This window comes from Proteiniphilum sp. (assembly GCF_034927365.1).
Taxonomy (GTDB): Bacteria; Bacteroidota; Bacteroidia; order Bacteroidales; family Dysgonomonadaceae; genus Proteiniphilum.
Window position 1 is genome coordinate 577,545 of the sequence record NZ_JAYFQD010000013.1, and the last position, 21,967, is coordinate 599,511.

Genomic DNA, 21,967 nt, shown 5'->3' on the forward strand with positions numbered 1-21,967 from the left:
TTTATTCCTACAAAGATCTTGTTCACAGGGTTAAATATTTTACAAATTATCAGTGCTGATGGTAAAGCTATATCTGTATTCTTTATCAGAGAATCTATATTCGTTCAGTGGTCTGGCTCCCCATGAGTTGAGGCCTCCTACACCGCGCTGAAACAGATCCACGCAGAGGACAGTCTCCTTGCGGGGACGCACATCCGACCAGTGTTGCTGCTTCTTGGTCATTCCCGGATCGAGATCTTCCGGCCGGAAGCGGGTGGCGCTTACCGAGAGCGGTTGTGCTCCGTCCACCTTTATACCTTTGCCCGCCTCGTTTTGAAGCGTAAGCCAACGCACATCGGTCTTGTTGCCGGTCTCCTGCGGGCGATAGTAGGGATATGTCTGATCTTCCACGAAGCCTCCCCAGATTCCCATGAATGTATCCGTATTGCGGTCGATATAATTCTCCCACGGCCCGCGTCCGTACCACTGGAACCGGTTATATTCTTCTGGCAGGACGATCAGCACGCCAAAACGCATCATCTCCGGAAGATCGTCGCCCTGTCCCTGATAATGATAATCGGTAGTGAGGCTTCCATCTTTATTGACCGTGTATGTGATATCCACGAAGGCTTCAATACCCCTGAGTTTTGCACGGTACATGAAAGAGACATCTCCCTCATGTGGTTCTATCTTGAGATAGTGGTAAATCACATTATGGCCTGCTGCTTCCCACAAACGAAGTGCATACTGCTCCCACGATCCGAAATCATTATCGACGGGGGCCCTCCAGAAATTCAGGCGGGGCAGTTCCTTGAAGATATTTTTTCCGTCTACTTTTGCACTGATCAGTGTTCTTCCGTCTTTTATCGAGAAGACATACTCCTTGTTGCCCGAAGTGACGGTGATGTTCTCATCTTTCTGTACTTTCAACGTGCCACTTCGTTCTATTTGTGCGAAATAGTGATTGCTCTCGAACGTGAATTCTTCTTTGGCTACTTCAAATCCGGGATCAATAAATTCGTTTCCTTTCTTGTCATAGGCAAACAGATGCAGGAAATATTCGATACCGTTTTCAGGTTGTATCGAAGGTAGCTGCAATTGTACATCCTTACTACTGTTGGCGGGTACCTCTACCGAGAAATCACCTTCTGCTATCTTTTCCCCGTTTTTAAGCAACACCCATCTATAACCGAATGCGTCGTTGGTCAGGTTGATGAACTTGAAGTCGTTGATCACTGTCACCACTCCTTTACTCAGCTCTTTGGCTTCAAAAAGGATATTTTGGTACACCTTCTTCACGATATGGGTATGCGGCATATATTGTTGATCGGGTGTAATAAGCCCGTCCATACAGAAGTTTTCATCGTTCATCTTATTGTATCCCCCCAGGTCTCCTCCGTATGCCCAGTAAGAACGGCCCTGCTCGTCCTTGGTAGCGTATCCGTGATTGTACCATTCCCAGATAAATCCACCCTGCATGTTTTTGCTGCTACGCATCAGTTCCCAGTATTCAGGGAAATTACCCATGCTGTTGCCCATGGCATGTGCATATTCGCACATGATATAAGGGCGGCCGAGGTCTTGTGCTGCATCGTGTTTCATGCTTTCCCACGAAGGATACATGGGACAGATGATATCGGTATTTCTGTTACGTCCGGCTTGTTCATACTGCACCGGGCGACTCGGATCGCGTTGCTTGGCCCAGTCGTACATGTCGAAGAATGCTTTTCCGTTGCTGGCTTCGTTCCCCAATGACCAGATGATGACCGACGGATGATTCTTGTCCCTTTCCACTAAGCGGTACATACGATCCATGTGTTGCCCGTGCCATTCCGGGAAGTTGGAGACGTTGTCGGGACCATAACCCAGCCCGTGTGATTCCAGATTGGCTTCGTCCACAAGGTACATGCCATATTCGTCACACAGTTTATACCATAGAGGTTGTTGCGGATAATGGGATGTCCGGACAGCGTTGATATTCAATTCTTTCATTAATTGCAGATTGCGCATCATGATCTCCTTGTCGACCACCTGCCCTTTGTGGGTGTTGAATTCGTGCAGATTGACACCTTTCAGGTACACTTTCTGCCCGTTCACCAGCAATTGGCCATCTTTGATCTCCACTTTCCGAAATCCGATCCTGGAGGAGGTCGATTCGATGAGGTTACCCCGTTTATCCTTGAGGGTTAGGAGGAGCGTATAGAGGTTCGGAGTTTCCGCCGTCCATTTAGACGGGTTGGATACTTTACCCGTAACGGTAATCTCTTCAGATGAGGAAGCACCTATTGTTGTATTCTTTGCCTGGCGGAAAACGCTTTTCCCGTTTTTATCCAGGATGGAAACCTCCAGCTTGCGCTTTTGTGCCTGACCGCTATAGTTTTTTAATGCTACTTCCATACTGAATTCCCCATGCCTGTAGTTCTTATCCAGATCGGGATGAGTGAAAAAATCCTGTATGCGGGTATCAGCTGTGCTATATAAGTAGACACTGCGATTGATACCTCCCAGTCGCCACATGTCCTGATCTTCGAGATAGGAGCCGTCGCTGAATTTATGTACCTGGCATGCCAACAGGTTCTTACCCGGACGGATATAAGGGGTAATATCGAATTCGGCCGGGCTTTTGGTGTTTTTGTTGATACCGACCTGCTTCCCATTCACATAAACATACATGAAATTGGTACCCCCTTCAAAATGGAGGAATACCCTTCTTTCGTCCCATGTTTCGGGAATATCAAATGTCTGTCGGTAAGCCCCTACCGGAGAGTCATTCCGGTCGATACGGGGAGGGTTGACAGGGAAGCCGTAACCGATATTCACGTAGTAAGGAATACCGAAGCCGTTGAACTCCCAGTTCCCCGGAACAGGCATTTTATCCCAGGAACTGTCGTCATAGTTTTCATTGAAAAAACCGGCCGGTACTTCATTTACCTTCGGTACCCAGTGAAACTTCCAGATGCCGTTAAGACACTGATAGTAGGGCGAACGTCCGTATTCATCCGCGATAGCACTCTGCTCGTCGGCATAAGGGATGGCAGTAGCCCTTGTCTTTTCCGTATTTACCGCGAAAATTTCCGGGTTTTCCCAATCAGGAGTCTTATCCTGTGCTTTCAGATGGATGGATGTAACACACGACAATATTGTTGCAAGAATAAAGAGAGAAAATAACTTCATGTTATATGCTTTTTGTAAGTAATTTGTTTATCTATTCAGAATTAGAATGAAGTACAAATATAACATCAATTAAAATTTTATCTTAATAATAGGTTGAATTTTTTTCTCTTTTATAAATTCTACCGATTCGTATATAAATTCTTTCTGACAATCAAAGGATATAAAAAGTGCAGGATAACTTTGTAAATGAACGTGTAAATAAATCATTGATTATAGTGGTATCTGTGAGAAAAATGATAGTTTTGCCATACTAAATCTTAATTAAAATGGGAAAGGAATTGAAGATAATCAACATTACAGTTCTATGCCTCCTAATGTGTTGTGCTATGGCATTTCCGCAGGAGTGGAAACCACAGGAGTGGCCGGTTTTAAAAAGCTACGATATGGATCACCTTTTTCAGATAGCGTTGCCATTAGGGGGGATTGGTACCGGTACTGTTTCGCTGGGTGGCCGTGGAGAACTCCGGGACTGGGAGATCATGAATATCCCCGGGAAAAAATACAGCACGGTGACTACCGGCAATAATGCTCCATTTTTTGCTATCTATGTCGAACCGAAGGAAGGAGAATCTTCCACAGCCCTTTTAAGCGGTCCGTTATATTCCCATGAATATCTTCATTATGAGGGACGTCCGGTCAATCACCATGGGTTACCCCGTTTTGAGGAGGCTTCTTTTGATGCTGCCTATCCTTTTGGACAGGTTCATCTTTCGGACAAATCAATACCTGTAAAGGTGACAATCAAAGGATTTAACCCTTTAATTCCCACAGATGCCGACGCAAGCGGTCTTCCGGTAGCCATCCTCTCCTATGAGGTGGAAAATAGTACCGATCAATCGATGGAAGTTGCCGTTTGCGGTTCTGTCCGTAATTTCATAGGAAAGGATGGAAGTCAGTTCAGGACAGACTGGAAAGGAGATTATATACCCACAGGAGCCAAGAATAATCAAAATAAATTCCGGGAATCGCAAGGACTGAAGGGAATCTATTTCTATTCGGATAGTGTAGACCGGGAAGATCCGGCATGGGGGACAATGGCGTTGGTAACCCAAGCCTCCGATGGGGTCACTTTCCGTATTTCGTCGAAATGGGATAGTTGGAATAACGGGATACTCAACTTTTGGGATGACTTCAGTGAAGATGGTATCCTCACAGAGCGTGATAGACTAGAAGATCATGATCCGATGGGTTCCCTGGCGGTTAAGAAAACAATTCCTCCCCATGGCAAAGAAACCTTCACCTTTTTCCTTACCTGGAATTTTCCCAATCGTAAGGCATGGTCGAATACCGTTGTCGGGAATTATTATAGCCGGTTGTATGCCGATGCCTGGGATGCCGCGGAGAAGATCGTTCCTCAAATACCCGCTTTGGAAAAAGAGACACTCTCGTTTGTAAATGCATTATTACAATCCACGTACCCGGAAGTTGTCAAAGAGGCTGCGTTATTTAATCTGGCCACACTGCGTTCACAAACGGTATTCAGGTTGCCTAGCGGACATCTGATGGGGTGGGAGGGTGTGATGGACCGTTTTGGTTCCTGTGCCGGTTCCTGTACCCATGTGTGGAATTATGAAGTGGCGACACCTTTCCTTTTTGGGAATCTGGCAAAGACGATGCGGGATGTGGAGTTTAATTATGCCACGAAGGAGAATGGATTGATGAATTTTCGGGCGGCATTACCCCTATCGGAAGCCAATAAGGGCAATTCCGCCGCAGCGGACGGACAGATGGGCTGCATCATGAAAATCTACCGGGAGTGGCAACTTTCGGGAGATCACCAATTCCTGGCCACTAACTGGGAGCAGGTAAAGAAGGTACTTTCATATGCTTGGACAGAAAAAGGATGGGATGGTAATCAGGATGGAGTGATGGAAGGGCGCCAGCATAACACCATGGATGTGGATTATTTTGGTCCTAATCCCCAGATGGGCTTCTGGTACATGGGCGCATTGCGTGCTGCCGAAGAGATGGCGTTGGCGATGAAGGATAAAGCTTTCGTCGGGAAATGCCGTGATCTTTTCGAAAAAGGAAGTGCCTGGATGAATGAGAATCTGTTTAATGGAGAATACTACGAGCATAAAATTACAGATCCGCAGACTTTTGAGTTTCTGGATATGAATGATCCCAATACTCCTGTTCCCGCATTTCAATTGGGTAAGGGATGTCTTGTCGATCAGTTGGTCGGACAGTATATGGCACATATCTGCGGGTTGGGATATCTTGGCGACAAAGCCCATATCCAAACAACGTTGCAGAGCATTGTGAAATACAATTATATGGAAGATTTCAGCCGCCATTTCAATAATATGCGCTCTTATGTGATGGGGGATGAGTCGGGCCTCCTGATGGCCTCCTGGCCAAACGGGAGGTTGGAGGTCCCTTTCCCCTATTTTGCGGAGGTGATGACCGGTTTTGAGTACAGTGCTGCCGTGGGGATGATCTATGAAGGGATGGAAAGGGAGGCTTTGAAGTGTATTGAAGCTATCCGTAGCCGTCACAACGGTGCCAAACGCAACCCGTTCAGTGAACCCGAATGTGGACATCATTATGCCCGTTCAATGGCTAGTTGGGCCTCCATTGTGGCTCTAAGCGAGTTTCACTATTCTGGAATAGACAAGACAATGTCCATCACCTCCCGTCCTGGCACATATTTCTGGAGCAATGGCTACGCCTGGGGTCTCTGTGAGGTGAAGGGATCAGATGTAAGGCTCGAGGTAATAAAAGGCACCCTCTCACTGGACAAATTCTCACTATCGGATGGCAGGACAAAGAAACTGAAACATGTCCAGTTGGAAGAAGGGGAATCACATTCCATTATTTTCTGAATCATCAACGATAACCTCCGCTTGCAGGTTGCTTTCTTCTATCGCGGTATGTTTTTCCCGCTTCACCGTCATAAGCGGCAGGAAGATGAATATCCCAATGAAAGACATCATCAGTCCGCCAATGGTTCCTGCTGCCAGCGGAAACCAGAAGGATTCCTTCTGCGTGCCGACCATAAACGGTATGAAACCAAGTATGGTAGAGATCACAGTCAGAAAGATCGGGACGATCTTCGCATTCCACGCTTTCAGGTAAGTGCGTAGGGGAGAGAGGCCGGGCTTTCGTTTTCTTATCAGGTTGTATTCGTTGAGGATATAGATGGCCGCATTGATTGTGATACCAGCCAGTAGGATGAAAGAGGCAAAGCCGCCCTGGTCGAAATTCAACTTGAACAGGTAGAAGGTGAGGAAGATGCCGATAAAAGATACAGGAATGATAAAGATAACCGCCAAAGGCTGTTTCAGCGAGTTGAACAGGATGGATGTGGTGAAGAAAATAATGATGATCAGCAGTCCTATTAACCGGTATTGCTTGTTATCTTTTTTACCCCAACCCCAGGAGACATTCTCACTTTCCGCTGTGTATCCCATGGGAAGTTTTTTATTGAAATTCGCGAGCTCCCTCTCCAGGATTTTTTTGCCTTGTGTGCCCGACCCGATGTAATCGTATTGCAATATTAACCGGTATTGTTGGTTTTCTTTTCCCACTTCCATGGGTGACTGACTTTTGGCAATGTCGGCCACTTCTTTCAACTTATAGAAACGGTCGCCCACATGCCTGCCAAGGTTTTGTAGAGCCCAGATATCATATTCCTTTGCCTGTTTGCCGGAGAGGATAATATTTTCGTTTTCACCGTCCATCACTACGGATGCGGCCCACATATTCCTTCCGAAAACCGGTTGTAGGGACGAGAATAACTCGCCGGGTATAATGCGTTGGGCAGCAAGCTGTTCTTTCTTTAAATCGAATGAGAACTCCTGATAATCATCCTTATACCATGAGAAATTGGAATTGACGGTCACTTCCTTAATACGACGAGAGGTCGTAAGCAGCCGCTGTTTCAGAGTATCGGTCCAGGCCCACAACTCATCGTAGTTATAGCCATAGAGTTTAACCCTGTATTGCCCTGCAAATTCTCTCACTTCGTTGTTGAATCCATGATCCGGTAGCCCATATACCGCCCAACTTCCGCCGCCTAGTTGCAAAGCCTTGGTAACTACGTCGTTTCTCAATTGATAGGGGAAACCACTATGTTCGGCCTCCTTCTTGAAAAAAACATTGATTGAGGCACGCCGTGGATTCGGGATGCTGGTCTGGAATTGTCGTATTTCGGAAAAACTACTCAGATAACGCTCCATCTTGACAATCATGTCATTCATCTGTGAAAGGGTAGTCCCGTTGGGCATTGAAGCGGTGATGGTGAGCACTATTTCCTCATTGCGGGTGAAGTAACTGCCCTGGTAGACTTTCTCCACGAACAGGCGCATCGTCCCTCCCAACGCCTTGTTGATGATCGGTTTAATTTTCTCCTTGTAAGTCTGATGACCGACTATCTCATTGTACTTTAATGCGAAAGGAGTCTCTTTTTCAATCTTCTCCGGGATAAGGAAAACAGGAAGGCCGAATATCAGGACGATACAGACGAAAGATATCCATTTCCTGCGCGATAAGAGCAGGATTATCTTTCCATAGATCTGGGTGAACCGTATAATCATTCGTTCTCGGGAGAAATGAAGTAATGATGGGAGAATTTTCTTTTTTCTTTTCTTGCGAGTCCGCTTCCTGACCCCTATCCGTTCCACCAGGGCCGGTACGAATAACAAAGCGACAAACAGCGATACCATCAGGTTGATCATTACCACCGCGGCGAAATCCTGCAGGTTCAACCGTATCCGCTCGTCCAGCATGAAGATCATCGACAATGCGCCGACAGTGGTAATGGTGGCGGTCAGGATAGGCATGGCAGCCTTGTGGTTGCCTTTGTGCATGATATGATCCGTCATGATGATGGCATTGTCAATGATCAGGCTCAACGAAATAGTGATGCCTGCCAGTGAAAAGAGTTGTATCTCTAATTTGAAAAGATAGTAGAAGATGACTGCAATAGCCAGGTCGACGAAAAGGCTGGTGGTGATCAGGAAGAGGTAGCGCCCATTACGGGTTATCAGTAGCACGAAAAGGGTAAGGATAAGTACTGTCAGTCCACTGCGGAAATAGATCTTGTTCAGTTCAGTATGGATACGGTCGGTGGCATCGTAGCTGGCATGGATCTCGTAGCCCGAAGGGAGCAGTGCTTCTACCTCCTTCATCTTTTCTTTTACCTGTTCGTTTAGGCGTAACTGGTTGGCCGATTCTTCCGCCGTGAGGGAGAGGTATATCGAGTTCAGGCCGTTGATCCGGTAATAACCCATCGGTTCCCTTTCGGTATGATTGACCCTTACAAGCTGGTCCAGCCGGATAAGGGCTCCATCCTTGTTTGCCACGAGGATGGCGGCAGGATCAAACAGGTCTTCTTCGGCGGTGGACGCCAGGGTGATTCGGATCCACGACGGGGCGTTCCCCTGGATCCGGTTTTCGGCCATCCCTAGAAAATTGGTAGAGTAATATTGGGATATAGCCTGTAGAATATTATTGACGGTGACACCGGTAGACTCCAACTGAAGGTAATCGTATTCGAGATGCCACTCCATGGGGCTGGCCCCGGTTACCTCAATCTTGTACAATCCTTTGATCTCGCTCAAAGCAGCTTTGATCACATTTTCGGTATATCGCTGGATGACGATGGGCGTTGCGGCAGAATTGATGGTGTAGGTCATGAACGGACGTGCTGCCTCTTCATCAGGTCGGTTTACGGAGATATAGGGATAGGTTACTTCATGTGGTAGTTCCGGCCATGTCTGGCGGATGATGGTCGATACCTCAAAGCGTGCCACATCGATAGACGTATGCTTGTCCAGTTCGAGGGTAATGCTTCCCCAGCCGTTCCCTGATGTGGAATACATATTCCTGATCCCTTTGATGCGGGCGAGCATCGACTCCAGCCGTGAGGTGGCCTCCATCTCCACCACCCGGGCAGAGTTCTGTGGCATATTGAATCGTACGGTGATGCTAGGCAGGGTTCGGGAGGGTGACAACTTCACCGGCAGTAAAGGGATAAGTGATACTCCCACGATTGCCAGGCAGACAAACGCCACGATAATAGTGAAGGATGATATGTATTTATTCTCAGTCAAAGTGAAAATCCTTTATTTGCCGGTCATACTCCAGTCGAATGTATCCGTGATGGGTGTACGTTTCTCGAAGTCATACAAGGTGAGTTTCCGTATCTTGAAATAACTCTGCCAGTAATTCTTCAGCGCGGAGATATAGTTTCGTTGTGCCGATTGGCGCCGGTTGGTGGAAAGGGTAAGGCTGTTGATATCGGCTTTCCCGATGATAAACCGTTCACGGGTCTGCTCGTATGCCAGCTTGGCCAGTTCCATCGCCTCTTCGGCGCTGCGGATAAGATGTTGTTGTATGGTGAAGTCGCCAATGGTCATGATCACATCCTCTTCCAACCGGATTTCATTCTCCTGGGCAGTGAGTTTGGTGATGTTGAGATTGCTTTTGGCCATGTTATAACGGCCTTTCCTCACACCCCAATCCACCAACGGGATGGATAAAGAAAGGGAGATAATGTCCTGCTGCAATGGGTTCCGGTACGCATCCCTGAAAGACTCCGCCACCTGGTTGAAACCCACACTTGCTGATAGCCCGGCATTGAACCACGACTCAATCTTTGCCCTTTCCACGCTCTGTTCCGATTGGAGCACCTGCTGTTTCGAATCGAGGTATTGCGGATTGTTCTCCTTGGCCAGCCTCAGTGCTTCCTCTTCCGTGATGACCACATCTCCGGGATAGCTGGGCAGCTTTAAGGTAATGTGTGTCTCCTTGTCGAGGTTGAGGTATGCTGCCAGGGCGAACATGCTTCTTTTGAGGCCTATCTCTGCGTTCTTGAGGCTGTTCTGCGCATTCACCTTGTCCAGACGCAGTGTGAGCAGGTCGGCTTGTCCGATCGACGCTATCTTATGCCGTTCCTCACCGATACGGTATAAGGTATCGGAACTGGCGAGGTTTTCTACTGCCAGTTCATATTCGGCTTGCGCCATGGCCAAGTCGAAGAAATAGACGGAAGCCATTTCAGCAGTTTGTTCCAGTTGATGGATCAGTTCTTTTTGGGCTTTCTCGAATCTCACAGGAGCGATTTTCTTCTCCCATTTAAAAGGATTATATCCGATAAGGTTCTGCCGGTAGCCGATACGCATGGGGACGCTGGAGAACTGGCTGTAGGTCCGATCCCCCATATTACGGATATACCCCATCTCCGAGTCGATGAAAAAGGTACCGCCGGTGATATCCAGGTTTTGTTGAGCCGCCAGGTTTCCATAGCTATAGAGCGATTGTTGCCGGCGGTAAATATCGATGTTCTGTTCGGAGTCGTACCGGCGCGTATAGTCCCTGTTATAACTGACAGGCGTCAGGTAGAGCGAGAGGGATGGTAGCCGGTCGGCCTTGAACGACCGGTATTCCCAGTAACTGGCCATATACCTGTTCTTCGCACGAAACGCCGACAGCGAACTGTCGTTCGCCAGTTCCACCGTCTTCAACAGATCCAACTCTATCCGCTTCTGCTGGGCAAGCCCATTGTGCGAAACAAAGATTCCACCACACAGCATAATATATATCAGAATGGAATGTTTCATTGTCTATCGTTTAATTGTTTAATCGTTAAATTTAACTATCCATTTTCTTTATTTGTATTGTCACATTGGCATATTGGTCACATTGGCACATTATTGATCAACCCATCCTTCTTCCGGTAAATTGTCCAATACAGCAACGGTATCAGGAAAATACTGACAACCGTTCCGATGCTCATTGCGCTGATCATGGCGATGGCGAGTGGCTTCTGCAATTCCGATCCCATGTCGAATGTGAACAGGATAGGGATCATTGAGAAGAGGGATGTGAGTGCTGTCATGATGATCGCTCTCAATCGTCTCACCCCTCCCGTATGAATGGCTTCCATGAGCGGCATTCCTCCTTTCCGTAACTCGTTGATCAGGTCGATCTTCAGGATGGAGTCGGTGAGTATCACCCCGATTGTCACTACGATCCCGATGGCACTCATCAGATTCAGCGTATGTCCGGTGAGCCAAAGCACAACCAATGTGAAGGCTATGTCGATAGGTATTTCCATCAACACGATCAAGGGCTGGAGGAAATTCTCGAACTGGGATGCCAGGATGAAATACATCAACAGGATAGAAATCAGCAATATGATTATCAATTCCTTCAGCATTTGCCGATTGGAAAAGAAATTACCAGAGAATGTTATATCCCAGCTATTATCCTGTTTGACGGTTTCGCTGACCTTTTCCATCAGTTTTTCAGGTTGACCGGTGTGGTAATAGTAAATCGGGATATATTCACCATTCTTTCCGGCAATGATGGTCTTGATATCCTCACTGGGACTCAGATCGACCAATGCGGCCAGTGGTATGCGGATAGCCTGTGAGCGATCGGATACCGGATATCCATACACGAGTGTCTTTTGAAGGACATCCTGGATGGATTGTTGTTTGCCTGCAATGGAGATGGGGAGGTATTGCTGGAAAGAGCGTAATATCGCCACCTGGTTGTCCCTGAAGGCTGTTTTTAATGTCTTGGACACCTCCTGTTGTGAAACGCCGTAAAGGAGAAGTTTTTCCTTATCGGGAGTGATTACGAACTGTTGTTCGAAGGGGACGTTCTCAGCCTTCTCCCCCGTGGAAGTTGCCAGGATTGTCTCCATTTGACGGATCGCCGCCGGATCAGGTATCTCTTCCCGATTTTTTGGATAGAGTTGCACTACAACTTCGGCATCGCCGGTGTCGAATATCTTCTCGAATATATTTTCCGGTGGAGAGAAGGTCACCACTGCATTCGGATAATTGTGTCGTACCCATTCCGCTATCCGGGTCTCGAGGGATGCAATGCGGGAGGGTTTATCGGCTTTTAGGTATAACTGGGCTTCGGTAGCTGTTAAATCGTTGTCCTTGTCCAGTAAGTACTGTCGTTGTCCCACATAAGCCGCGTTTTCCAGTGCCTCGCCTTCTGTTGTCTGGAGCAGTTCCGCTATCCGGTGTGCATTCTCATCCACATGAATATTCTCATTCCACTCCACGGTGACGATACTTTCCACATAACTTATATTGGGCATGCTTGTCTTGGGCATCGCCCTGAAAAGGACGGCACAGAGGGGGACGGCAATGAACAGCAGCAGAATGAAAAATATCTTGTGATTAAAAACATAGTGGATACCCTTGTCGTAAGCGGGAAAGATTACAGCATCGATCTTTCTCTGTGCCACGGCAAAGAAACCGTCAATATTCTTATTGGCAAATCGTTCGCCGTAAGCGATCTTGTAGAGTACCGGCAACAGGATAATTCCGGTCAGGTAGGATACCAGCATGCCGATAGTGACGGCAAAAGCCTCTGCCGTGAAGAGCGCACCGGCAATTCCACTCATGAAGATGAGCGGTGCGAAAACGGAGATGGTGGTGAGCGTGGAACTGAAGATTGGCATAATCACCTCTTTGGTTCCCTTCTCGCAGGCATCATCCAGCCCATATCCCTGTTTTCGGTATTGGGTAATGATATCGGTCACCACGATGGAGCTGTCTATCATGTTACCCAAGGCAAGGATGAGCCCCGACAGGGTAATGATGTTCATCGATTGCCGGAAGAGAAAGAAAAAGATAAAGGTAGTGATCAACGCGGTGGTCATACTGATACCGATGATCAGTGGCGATTTGCCGTCGCCGAGGAATAGTAGGGCGACGAGGAAGACCAATATGAATCCGAGAATGAGATTCTCTTGCAGGTTCGAGATGGTGTAGTCGAGCAATTCGGTTTGGTTGCGGTTTATGGTAAATTCCACATCCGGATAACTCCGTTGGAGATTTTCCATTGTTTCATCCAGCGATTTGCGGAGGTTCTTCATGGTTTCGTCCGCCTGCTTGATAACGCCTAAGGTGACAGCCCTTTTCCCGTTGATGAGCGACATCCCCGATTCCGGCTGCCGTACGACATCAATCATGGCTAAATCTTTCAGTTGAAAAAGCCGTCCATTTTTCTCGATAAAGATATTTCTTACGTCTTCGGGTGTACGTAATAGGGACGAGAACTTGATGTTGTATTCATAATAACCATCGCGTACGATCATACTTCCCGGTTCAATATTATTGGCAGAAAGTACATTCTCTATATCGCTCAGGGTGATCGATGCCGATTCGAGCAGGGCGGGATCAGGCACGATCTGGAGATGTTTATACATCAGTCCCGTCATATCGGCCATGGCTACTTCAGTGAGTTGCTCGATACGCCGTTTCACTACGTTGTCGGCAAATTCAGAGAGTTCGAGGAATTGCTGTTCGTTGGTAGTGGAGTAGGGTATATCACTTTTCAATGTGAGGTTCAGGTAGAACACCGGCAGGTCGGTCGCGCTGGCCTTGATGACTCTTGGACGACGTGACTCACGGGGCAGGTTGTTCATGGCTGCATCGATCTTCTCATTCACTTCGATAAATGCCAGGTCGGTATCGGTACCGTAATCGAATTTCAGACGGATAATCGCCGATCCGTCACGTGTCTCGCTTTGGATATCCCTTAGTTTTCCCACTTGCATCAGTTGCCGCCGCACCGGTTTTACCACCGTATTTTCCAGTTCACGTGCCGAGGTGTTATCGTCCGAGACCTGCACTGTAATCTCGGGGATGGCAATATCGGGCAGCAACGATACGGGCAGCGTGTTGTAGGTGATTATCCCCAGGATCACACATGCCAGGAACAGCATTAATACCGATATGGGACGTTGCAGTATAGCTTTGATCATTTTGATAGACTTTTAATCAAGACTTTTAGAATCAAGACTATTAGAGCCAAGACTTTTAGAACTAGGACTTTTAGATTTAGGATTTTTCAATCTCCATCAATCTTATTGTTTTATTGGCATATTGGCACATTAATCTCCGTTTTCGTCGTCATTGGAAGAATTGTCAATCCTTTCCACTCCGTCCCTCTCTATTACATTCACAGGAGATTCGTGCGCCAGATTGATATTGCCACTGGTGATGATGATATCACCTTCTTTCAAGGTTTCCCCGGTGATAGTATATGAGGTGGCATTTTCCAATCCCGTGTTCACATAGTGCCATATTGCTTTTCCATTTTCCAGGGCAAAGACCACCTGTTTCCCGGTGCGCAGTACGACAGCACTTTTAGGCACCACCCACTGTTTGCCCAGAGAACGGAAGATGCTGACCCTCACGTTCATTCCTTCGACCATTCGTTCGTTATATGCTACCGAAGCTTTCACCTGAACCATTCCGTTCTTGTCTACCCAGGGATTGATCTCGGAAACACGGCCTTCCATCACCATGTCTGAAATGGAGAATGGGAACACTTTTATCTTGTCTCCGGTACGGATCAGTCCCAGTTCATTTTCAAGTACGGTGAAAGTAACCTCAAGGCTACGGGTATCAATGATATTACAAAAGATATTAGAAGGAGAGGAGAGGGTGTTGGGTTTTGAGAACAGGTTCGCGATTACTCCGCTTATGGGAGCAGTGAGTGTGGCGCGCTCCAGATTATACACAGCCATATTGTAATTTGTTTGTGCTGTGCTGTAACCGCTTTTCACCATGGCAAGCTCATTCACTTCAGGCGGAACGGCGTCCGGGTTGTCAAGCATGTAACCCTGACCGATCAATACATCCTGGTATTCCAGCCTGCTTCTGTCGAGAGCATCCTTTGCCTGTTTCACGGTGTTGGAGAGGGAATAGGTGTCGAGCATGGCAATGCGTTGTCCTTTCTCTACACGGGAGCCGTTTTTGACGAATATCTCAGAGATCACTTCCGAGGTAAGGAACTTGAGTTCTGCCACATTTTGAGCCGATATCCTTCCGTTACTGACCAGTTCGTGCTCAAAGTCGACGGCAATAAGTGTCATGACGGTCACTTCGGCCGTCCTGTCAGGAAGAAGTTGTTGGACTGTTTCTTCCGGTTGATCCTTTTTCCCCGGTGTGCATGCGGTAAGAAAGGCTATCATAAATCCTATCGCGTAGCGTGAGATTTTAGGTTTCATATATAGATTCGTTTTTATATTGTGCAAATTTATGAATAAATCGTAAGTAGGAAATTATTTCATAAGATTTTAATCTTAAAAAATAAAATTTTACATATTGTTTGTGATTGGCTCTCCTCCAAACTGTTATTGGGTTGTTTTAATTATTATTTGAACGTCACTATTACCAGTAGAGGGTTATCCTCTTCATTCATATTCTTTACGATTTTATTCTCAATGATGGTCTCTACCTGAACGCCATTGCCTTTCCTTCGCTTTGATATTCCGGCTTAAATTGCCATTTTTTTCATATATCGCTGTTTCTTTTATATCTACGTCATAGACATGTGGTAGCCTGTTCTCCTTAATCCTGAAAGATGATAAGGATAACATCATTATGGATAAGGAAATCAAAAATAATATATGAAGGATCTTTTTATTCATATGATTACCCTCACGTTTGTTTGAAAAGTGCTTTTTTTATACAGCTATGACCGTGTAGTAATTTCATTTTTTAAGCTTTCCGTAGAACAGGTAATTGTTATCGTTCTCATCAATGGAGTTCAGTAAATCTGTCAATTTTTTACGGTCCTTTTCCGTGAGTTTCTTGTTCTGCTCCAGTTGCTTTGTCAAGAGGTCGATCAGGTCTCCCGGTTCAATGCTCCAGGTGTAATATCCGTTACCGAATGCGGCCCAACTGATGGGTATATCCCCCATAAAGTCATTGTATAATTTGTAAAAACCACCTTTTAATGTTTTTTTATCCACTATGAACTTTGCGGGATATTCAGTGGTCGAAGTATATTGGTCCAGTTTCTTCTCTACGGTCACATTACCTATGAAATGGAGAGGCAGTTCCTCATACCAATGGATTTTCCAGGGTTTATTGTTGAAATCGAGTGTAAACTTCGGATCGAGTTTGTTATCCTTTGTATTATAGTGATAGATACTGTCGGGGCGTTGTTCGAAAAAGGTGAACAGGGAACAATCAAAACCATCTGTGTTTTTGTTAGAAGCTACCTCGTTACTGAAATCGGGCTTTACAGAAAGATGTCCGGCAGGAATAGAGCCGGTCATATTGCCTTTGAAGTCTTGAGTCCAGGCTACAGCAGGAATACCGGCAAAAGGGAGCAGGAATACCGACACCGTTGAATTGGCGGTATTCACGAAAAATTTCCCTTTAGGAACTCTATATTTCAGAGGTATAGGCTCCAATGCTTTCCCTTGCAGGTCGAAACGTAAGATTTTATCACTTTGCCAGGGTAAAATAAATATCTGCCCGGTTTTTTCATCCAGCCAGTCGTCATACACGTTCAGGTATTCGTTAGGCCCTTGTCCGTAAGCTCCAATGGTTCTGAGGAATTTTCCTTTTTTATTGAACAGTTTATATGGATTCTGTTTGTTATTTCTGAATAACACATAATTATCGGTGACTATCACAGAAGAGACACCCACGAGTGCTTCGTCGCGTTTATCAAGCCGTATCATCTGAAGATCTTCCACCAGTAAGCTTAACGGTATATCGACAGTGTCCTTCAGTTTTGTCAGATCACAGGAAATCAGTTCGGAATTACCGATAACTGTTTTTTTAGCCACTACATTCAGGTGGTCGAGGTTACCACGTTTCTTGTCACTCCCATAAGAGAAGAGGGAGAAAGAAAAGAAAAAAATCCCTACGGTGTAAATAAATAATTTGCATTTCATGTTCAACTATTTTTAATGATGGTACATGGTGACAAAGATAGGGTATTAAGTTGTATATGGATGAATTTTGAGGTGGACAAAAAATGATTATGGGATGTATTTAAGTGGTTTTATATTAATGTCTTAATATTTTCTGTAAAGCGATGTAGGTGGACAAATCAGAATACGTTAATCAATTTATTTGTTGTAAAACAGTATCCAGATTCAGGTTGCTATCTTCTATCCTGAATTTCTCAGTTTTCAACCGGTACTTCCGTTTGGTGATGGCAGCCTTTGAAACACAGTAGATATCCGACAGGTCTTGCATATTGACATTGATTTTCAGTAGGCAGCAAAAGCGCAGATCGTCATCCGACAGGGTAGGGACCTCTTCCCTCAATTTCTGTAAGAAATCAGGATAGGTCTCCTGTATACTGTTCTCCAGTTCTTTCCAGTCTTCACCGGTGATTTTTATTTTTCCTTGTGCGTCGTGCGGACTGTTTTCTTCCCGGTTTAACGAGGGAAGTTTATGGAAGAAATTGATCCTCTTGAACAGGGATTCCCGTAGTATTGCTTCTTTCTCCCTCAGGGCGCTTATCTCCTGTCGTTGCTTCAACAGCATATTTTCCTGTTGTAGGCGGAACATTCTGTTTTCGTGTGCAATCTTTTCATTTTTGCGTTTACTGTTTACACGGATAATATAGAGCAGTATTAACAAGAGAAGAAGGAGGAATCCGCTGACCACTAAATAAAACAAATGTTCTTTCTGCTTGATCTTTAATTGGTTATTTTCATTTTTTAATTTTTCTTTCTCGTATTTTTGTTGCATATCTCCCGCATAGATACCAGTGTAAAAAAAATTGAACAGTCCTTCACTGCTTTTTGACAGGTTTAGTGCATCGGTATAATGTCCCATTTTTGTTTCCCAAATACTTAAAAAGCTGTAAGCCAGCTCGGCCACATATGAATCGTCCCCCTTGATGGATAATTGTGCATAGTGACGCGCCGAATCAGACATATTCAGTTTGCTGAATAAGACGGCTCGTTGGAGGTTAATAGCAGGGATATCTTTCCGGTTGCGTTTTACTTCCTGGGCTTTATTCTTGTAATACAATGCTTCCTTTATCCGGTTCTCCGATTCGTAGACACCCGAAACAATATGAAGGATATCGGCTTCCATATCACGATCCCCTCTTTCCCTTATCCACTCGAGTGCTTCGTTATATGTGCTGAATGATTGCTCCATCTCCTTATTATGCTTATAAGCATCCGCGAGGTTTAACAGCGAGTAGATGACAGACAGGGAGTCGTTTGCGGCAAGTGCATATTCCAATCCCTCTTTTTGTGAATCTACTGCGGCCTGTGTATCTTTTAGTTGAAGGTAGGAAGAGCCGATATTGCGTTTATAACCGGCTTTCTTACCTGTATCCTTTCCTGCAGGGATGGCTGCGATCGCTTTATTGAGATAGTAAATCGCAGAGTCATGCACATCATTCTGGTAGTGATATATTGCATTATGGCGAAGGCTTTGAGAGAGGTTGGCAGAATCATTTTGCTCGAGGTAGTATTGTGTTGTAATATGGATGACCGAGTCTGATGTGAGTTTATTTCCGGAACGGATCATACTTTTTACAAAAATCAAGTTATAGGCTGCCTGGTCTGCATCACTCATCTTCTTTACATTCTTTATTTCCTGCAATTTGATCAATGCTTCGGATGGGATGGTGTCGGACAAGCGGGCTGCATCAGTCAACACTTCTGTATAATGCTTATGCCGGCAGGCTGTGGATAACAGGCTGAGCAATGCAATGATATAGAGGAGATGTCGTTTCATTGGTGTAAATTTTATGCACAAATATAACTACTTGTATCTGTGCCTTAAAATTTTCAGAAGAAAATATTGACAGAATAATAACTAATTTGTTAAAATTTTGTTTGATTTCTGTTTTATACGATGGAATTTCATTGTTTCAGTTTTCCATAAAAGAGGTAGTTGTTGTCATTCTCATCGATAGAATTGAGTAAATCCGTCAATTTCGTACGTTCTTTTTCGGAAAGTCCTGCACTTTCTTTCAGATGTTTTGCCAATAGGTCGGCCAGGTCACCCGGATCGACGTTCCAAAAGTAATAACCACGGTAGAAAGCTGCCCATTTCATGGGTATATTTCCCAGAAAATCATTATAAAGCCTATAAAACCCTCCCTTTAGCGTTCTTTTGTCCACGATATAATTGGAAGGATCTTCGGTGATGGACATGCTCTCTGACAGTTTCTTTTCAACGGTTATTTGTCCCAAAAAATGACGAGGTAGTTCTTCATAGGAGTGAATCTGCCATGGCTTATCCTTGAAATCGAGTGTGAATTTCGGATCGAGCCTGTTCTTTGCGATATTATAGTGATAAAGTGTATCGTTGCGGTCTCCCTCAAAAATAAAGATAAAGCAATCGAATGCATCACAATTTTGAGTGGAGTACACCTCGTTGTTGAAAGTGATGGGCACGGCGAGATGCCCCGAAGGTATAGAATCAATCAAGTTCCCATGGAAATCCTGTGTCCATGCTACTGCGGGAATACCGGTGAAGGGGAGTGTGAATACCGACACGGTGGAGTCTTTGGCGTTCACGGAGATCTGTGCCTTGGGGACCCTGTATCTGAGGGGAATAGGTTCCAATGCGTTGTTTTGCAGGTCGAAGCGCAGTATTTTTTTTGTGGTCCATGGTAAAATGAAGATTTGCCCCGTTTCTTCATCCAGCCATTGGTCATACACGTCGGTGTATTCGTTGGGACCCTGTCCGTAACTTCCGATAGTAGTGATAAATTCCCCCTTTTTATTGAATAATTTAAAAGGGTTCTGACGAGTATTCCTTACCAGTATATGTTCGTTGGTGATATTGATAGCCGTGAATCCCACGAGCGCTTCGTCCCGGTTATCAAATCGGATCATTTGAAGATCATCGATAAAAAGACTTAACGGTATATCTACAGTGTCTTTCAATTTGGTCAGATCACAGGAGATCAGTTCGGAGTTACTGACAATCACTTTTTGGGCTACTACATCCAAATGGTCGAACACAGCCTGTCTTGTATTTTTGCCACAAGAGATGAGAAATGAAATGGCGAGAATAAATATTCCCGGGAGATAAAAAAATAAAATACGTTTCATATCCTTTTGTTTTAAATGGTGTTGTATGTGGGTGCAAAGATAAGGAGAAGTGTGATCTGAAGATAAAAAAAAGGTGGACAAGAACTGTTTTATTTTTTAAGTCAATAGTTTGTTTATTAAGTTTTTATAATTTTCCATATGGATGTATAGGCGGACAATATAAGTTGTGGACAACAGGCTGGATTACTTTTTATATTTCATAAGCATAATCACCGGATTGTCTTCCTCGTCCAAATTCGCGGCAATTTCTTTCAGTTTGCCCTTTAATTCTTCATTCTCATATGCATCTACAATCTCACTGGCTGCTAAAGTTTGAAAAGCCGCAATTTTATCATTTATCGGGAATGAAGTCATATTCAGTTCCTGTTTTTTCAAATAATCTCCGTTGAGTACGGTAGCATTGAATATTGTATTTTCCTGTTTGTCGTACATTAGATCAGTGGATGGGAATCCCCGTCCTTTTGAAAGGTCGACTTCCATTTTTGTGGTTTTCATGAAACAATAACGATCGGTTATCGTTCCCATAGTGAGAAATATTTCAGGATCTGTAGTGGGAGTTTTTACAAGAAACGGGGTTAATGTATTCTCTTCGGACAGCCAGTTGTGCACGGTGTCGGATGATATCTCCACAAGCAGCCAATTATCGTGATAGGGTACTATCGGAGAGATACGGGTCGCAATTATCGCGTCTCCTTCCCTCATCATGGGTGATTTAAAGATTTCAAAAGGTACGTGTATGTTTCGGGTAATACTCCCATCCTGTTTGGATATAACCAGGTGATAAGATTGACCGTCCCGGTCTTCTCCCTTCCTGCGATAGATCCCCGAGGCATTGTAGCAAATCAGATTATCATTGTCATAATTGAATATATCCGAATAACTGGCATCTTTCGGATAGGCAAGACTTCTCTTGAAGTTGCCGGACAAATCATACACTAAGATCTTTTTGCCGGTTGAATTGACAAATATTTCACTGTTATCTTCATCCAGTGCAATTCCGCTGATAAAATTATATTCCTCGCCTCCCTGTCCCTTTCGGTTTATCTTTCTCAAACCTTTACCGGTTTTTCTGTCAAAAATAAAAATATCCCCATCGTTGATCGAGTTTTTTACCAATATGTATTGGTTACCTATTGCCAACACATGACCTTGGGTAATGAATTCATCATTTGTTTCCAGCGGGACATATTCCACATCCAGAAACTCCTGTAGTATCAGTTCCTTTTCAGGATAGTGGGCCGTTACATCTACTGTGATAAGAGTATCGGTAGATTGTTTGTTTCTTTCGCCGCATCCTGTCATCAAGATTGACAGAATAATTACCGGAATTAGTTTTGCCAAAATTACATTTTCCAAGTCACGCTTTACAGCCATAATAATTTTTTAGGTCAAAAATATAATAATTTGCGATTATGATCAAGAAACTTCGTCACTCGCTCGGTTTTCTCGTCGAGAGTTTCTCATCGGCAAGTGCATCATCGAGATAAAAGTCCATTAATGATATATATTCCCGGGGACCTTGACCTATTTTGTGGATATTATTCTGATACTTTCCATAGGTATCAAAAATGAATATCTTGTCTGACGATCTGTCTAGGATAAATATTTGGTCTTGTGATTTATAGATACGGTCGATAGTTCGTATAAGAGAGTTGTCGTTGGTTCTCAATGATACGATAAGGCATTCTTTAAAAATCCTGGAATCATCCAAGGCTTGATCTGATATACTAAACTTACCGATATTGATTGATTTGTCTGCTGTTTCAGTTCCCTCACGTTTCCCATTCCGCTGCTTATCGTTACCAGAAGCACAGAAGTAAGAAGTAGTAATAGAATTCTTTTATTCATTTTTGAATTTTTATTGATTAGTTTGAGTTCGATTAAGATTTCCAGTCATGAAGTTACTGGAATTTATTTTATAGTTTACTAATTTTCAAAAGAATTATCGTTCTAATTCATTTAGGTCTAAATAAAATACTTCATCTGTTCCCATATTGGTGG

General features: G+C 44.7%; 13 protein-coding genes. 1 reads left to right on the forward strand and 12 read right to left on the reverse strand.

Going from position 1 to position 21,967, the window contains the following annotated elements; all coding sequences use genetic code 11:
- Positions 1-39 precede the first annotated feature (39 nt).
- On the reverse strand, positions 40-3,153 hold the full coding sequence (locus tag VB073_RS11220; protein WP_323404253.1) for a glycoside hydrolase family 2 TIM barrel-domain containing protein: 3,114 nt from the start codon (positions 3,151-3,153) through the stop codon (positions 40-42).
- Between the two features lie 326 nt (positions 3,154-3,479).
- Between VB073_RS11220 and VB073_RS11225 the strand changes: the two genes are divergently transcribed.
- The gene (locus tag VB073_RS11225; protein ID WP_323404254.1) at positions 3,480-5,978 is read left to right on the forward strand and encodes a GH116 family glycosyl-hydrolase; all 2,499 of its coding nucleotides are present in this window, start codon (positions 3,480-3,482) and stop codon (positions 5,976-5,978) included.
- Here VB073_RS11225 and VB073_RS11230 read toward each other — a convergent pair.
- The 11 genes from VB073_RS11230 to VB073_RS11275 all read right to left on the reverse strand — a co-directional run bounded on the left by VB073_RS11230 (position 5,958) and on the right by VB073_RS11275 (position 21,814).
- Complete coding sequence (locus VB073_RS11230; RefSeq protein ID WP_323404255.1) at positions 5,958-9,209, reverse strand: efflux RND transporter permease subunit; 3,252 nt, start codon at positions 9,207-9,209, stop codon at positions 5,958-5,960. The genes VB073_RS11225 and VB073_RS11230 overlap by 21 nt on opposite strands.
- Before the next feature lie 12 nt (positions 9,210-9,221).
- Complete coding sequence (locus VB073_RS11235) at positions 9,222-10,718, reverse strand: TolC family protein (protein WP_416349530.1); 1,497 nt, start codon at positions 10,716-10,718, stop codon at positions 9,222-9,224.
- 77 nt (positions 10,719-10,795) lie between these two features.
- Complete coding sequence (locus VB073_RS11240; protein ID WP_323404256.1) at positions 10,796-13,891, reverse strand: efflux RND transporter permease subunit; 3,096 nt, start codon at positions 13,889-13,891, stop codon at positions 10,796-10,798.
- Between the two features lie 129 nt (positions 13,892-14,020).
- Positions 14,021-15,142, reverse strand: a complete 1,122-nt coding sequence (locus tag VB073_RS11245; RefSeq protein WP_323404257.1) for an efflux RND transporter periplasmic adaptor subunit — start codon at positions 15,140-15,142, stop codon at positions 14,021-14,023.
- A gap of 213 nt (positions 15,143-15,355) precedes the next feature.
- On the reverse strand, positions 15,356-15,517 hold the full coding sequence (locus tag VB073_RS11250; RefSeq protein ID WP_323404258.1) for a hypothetical protein: 162 nt from the start codon (positions 15,515-15,517) through the stop codon (positions 15,356-15,358).
- A 111-nt stretch (positions 15,518-15,628) separates the two neighbouring features.
- The gene (locus VB073_RS11255) at positions 15,629-16,825 is read right to left on the reverse strand and encodes a 6-bladed beta-propeller (RefSeq protein WP_323404259.1); all 1,197 of its coding nucleotides are present in this window, start codon (positions 16,823-16,825) and stop codon (positions 15,629-15,631) included.
- Positions 16,826-16,997: 172 nt separating this feature from the next.
- The gene (locus tag VB073_RS11260; protein WP_323404260.1) at positions 16,998-18,638 is read right to left on the reverse strand and encodes a tetratricopeptide repeat protein; all 1,641 of its coding nucleotides are present in this window, start codon (positions 18,636-18,638) and stop codon (positions 16,998-17,000) included.
- Between the two features lie 128 nt (positions 18,639-18,766).
- Complete coding sequence (locus VB073_RS11265) at positions 18,767-19,966, reverse strand: 6-bladed beta-propeller (RefSeq protein WP_323404261.1); 1,200 nt, start codon at positions 19,964-19,966, stop codon at positions 18,767-18,769.
- A gap of 183 nt (positions 19,967-20,149) precedes the next feature.
- Positions 20,150-21,340 carry a 6-bladed beta-propeller gene (locus VB073_RS11270; RefSeq protein WP_323404262.1) on the reverse strand — a complete coding sequence of 397 codons (1,191 nt, stop codon included), beginning with the start codon at positions 21,338-21,340 and terminating at the stop codon, positions 20,150-20,152.
- A 55-nt stretch (positions 21,341-21,395) separates the two neighbouring features.
- Positions 21,396-21,677 carry a 6-bladed beta-propeller gene (locus VB073_RS17470; RefSeq protein ID WP_416349531.1) on the reverse strand — a complete coding sequence of 94 codons (282 nt, stop codon included), beginning with the start codon at positions 21,675-21,677 and terminating at the stop codon, positions 21,396-21,398.
- Positions 21,632-21,814, reverse strand: coding sequence for a hypothetical protein (locus VB073_RS11275; RefSeq protein WP_323404263.1), 183 nt, complete (start codon positions 21,812-21,814; stop codon positions 21,632-21,634). Before VB073_RS11275 ends, VB073_RS17470 begins: the two co-directional genes overlap by 46 nt.
- Positions 21,815-21,967 lie beyond the last annotated feature (153 nt).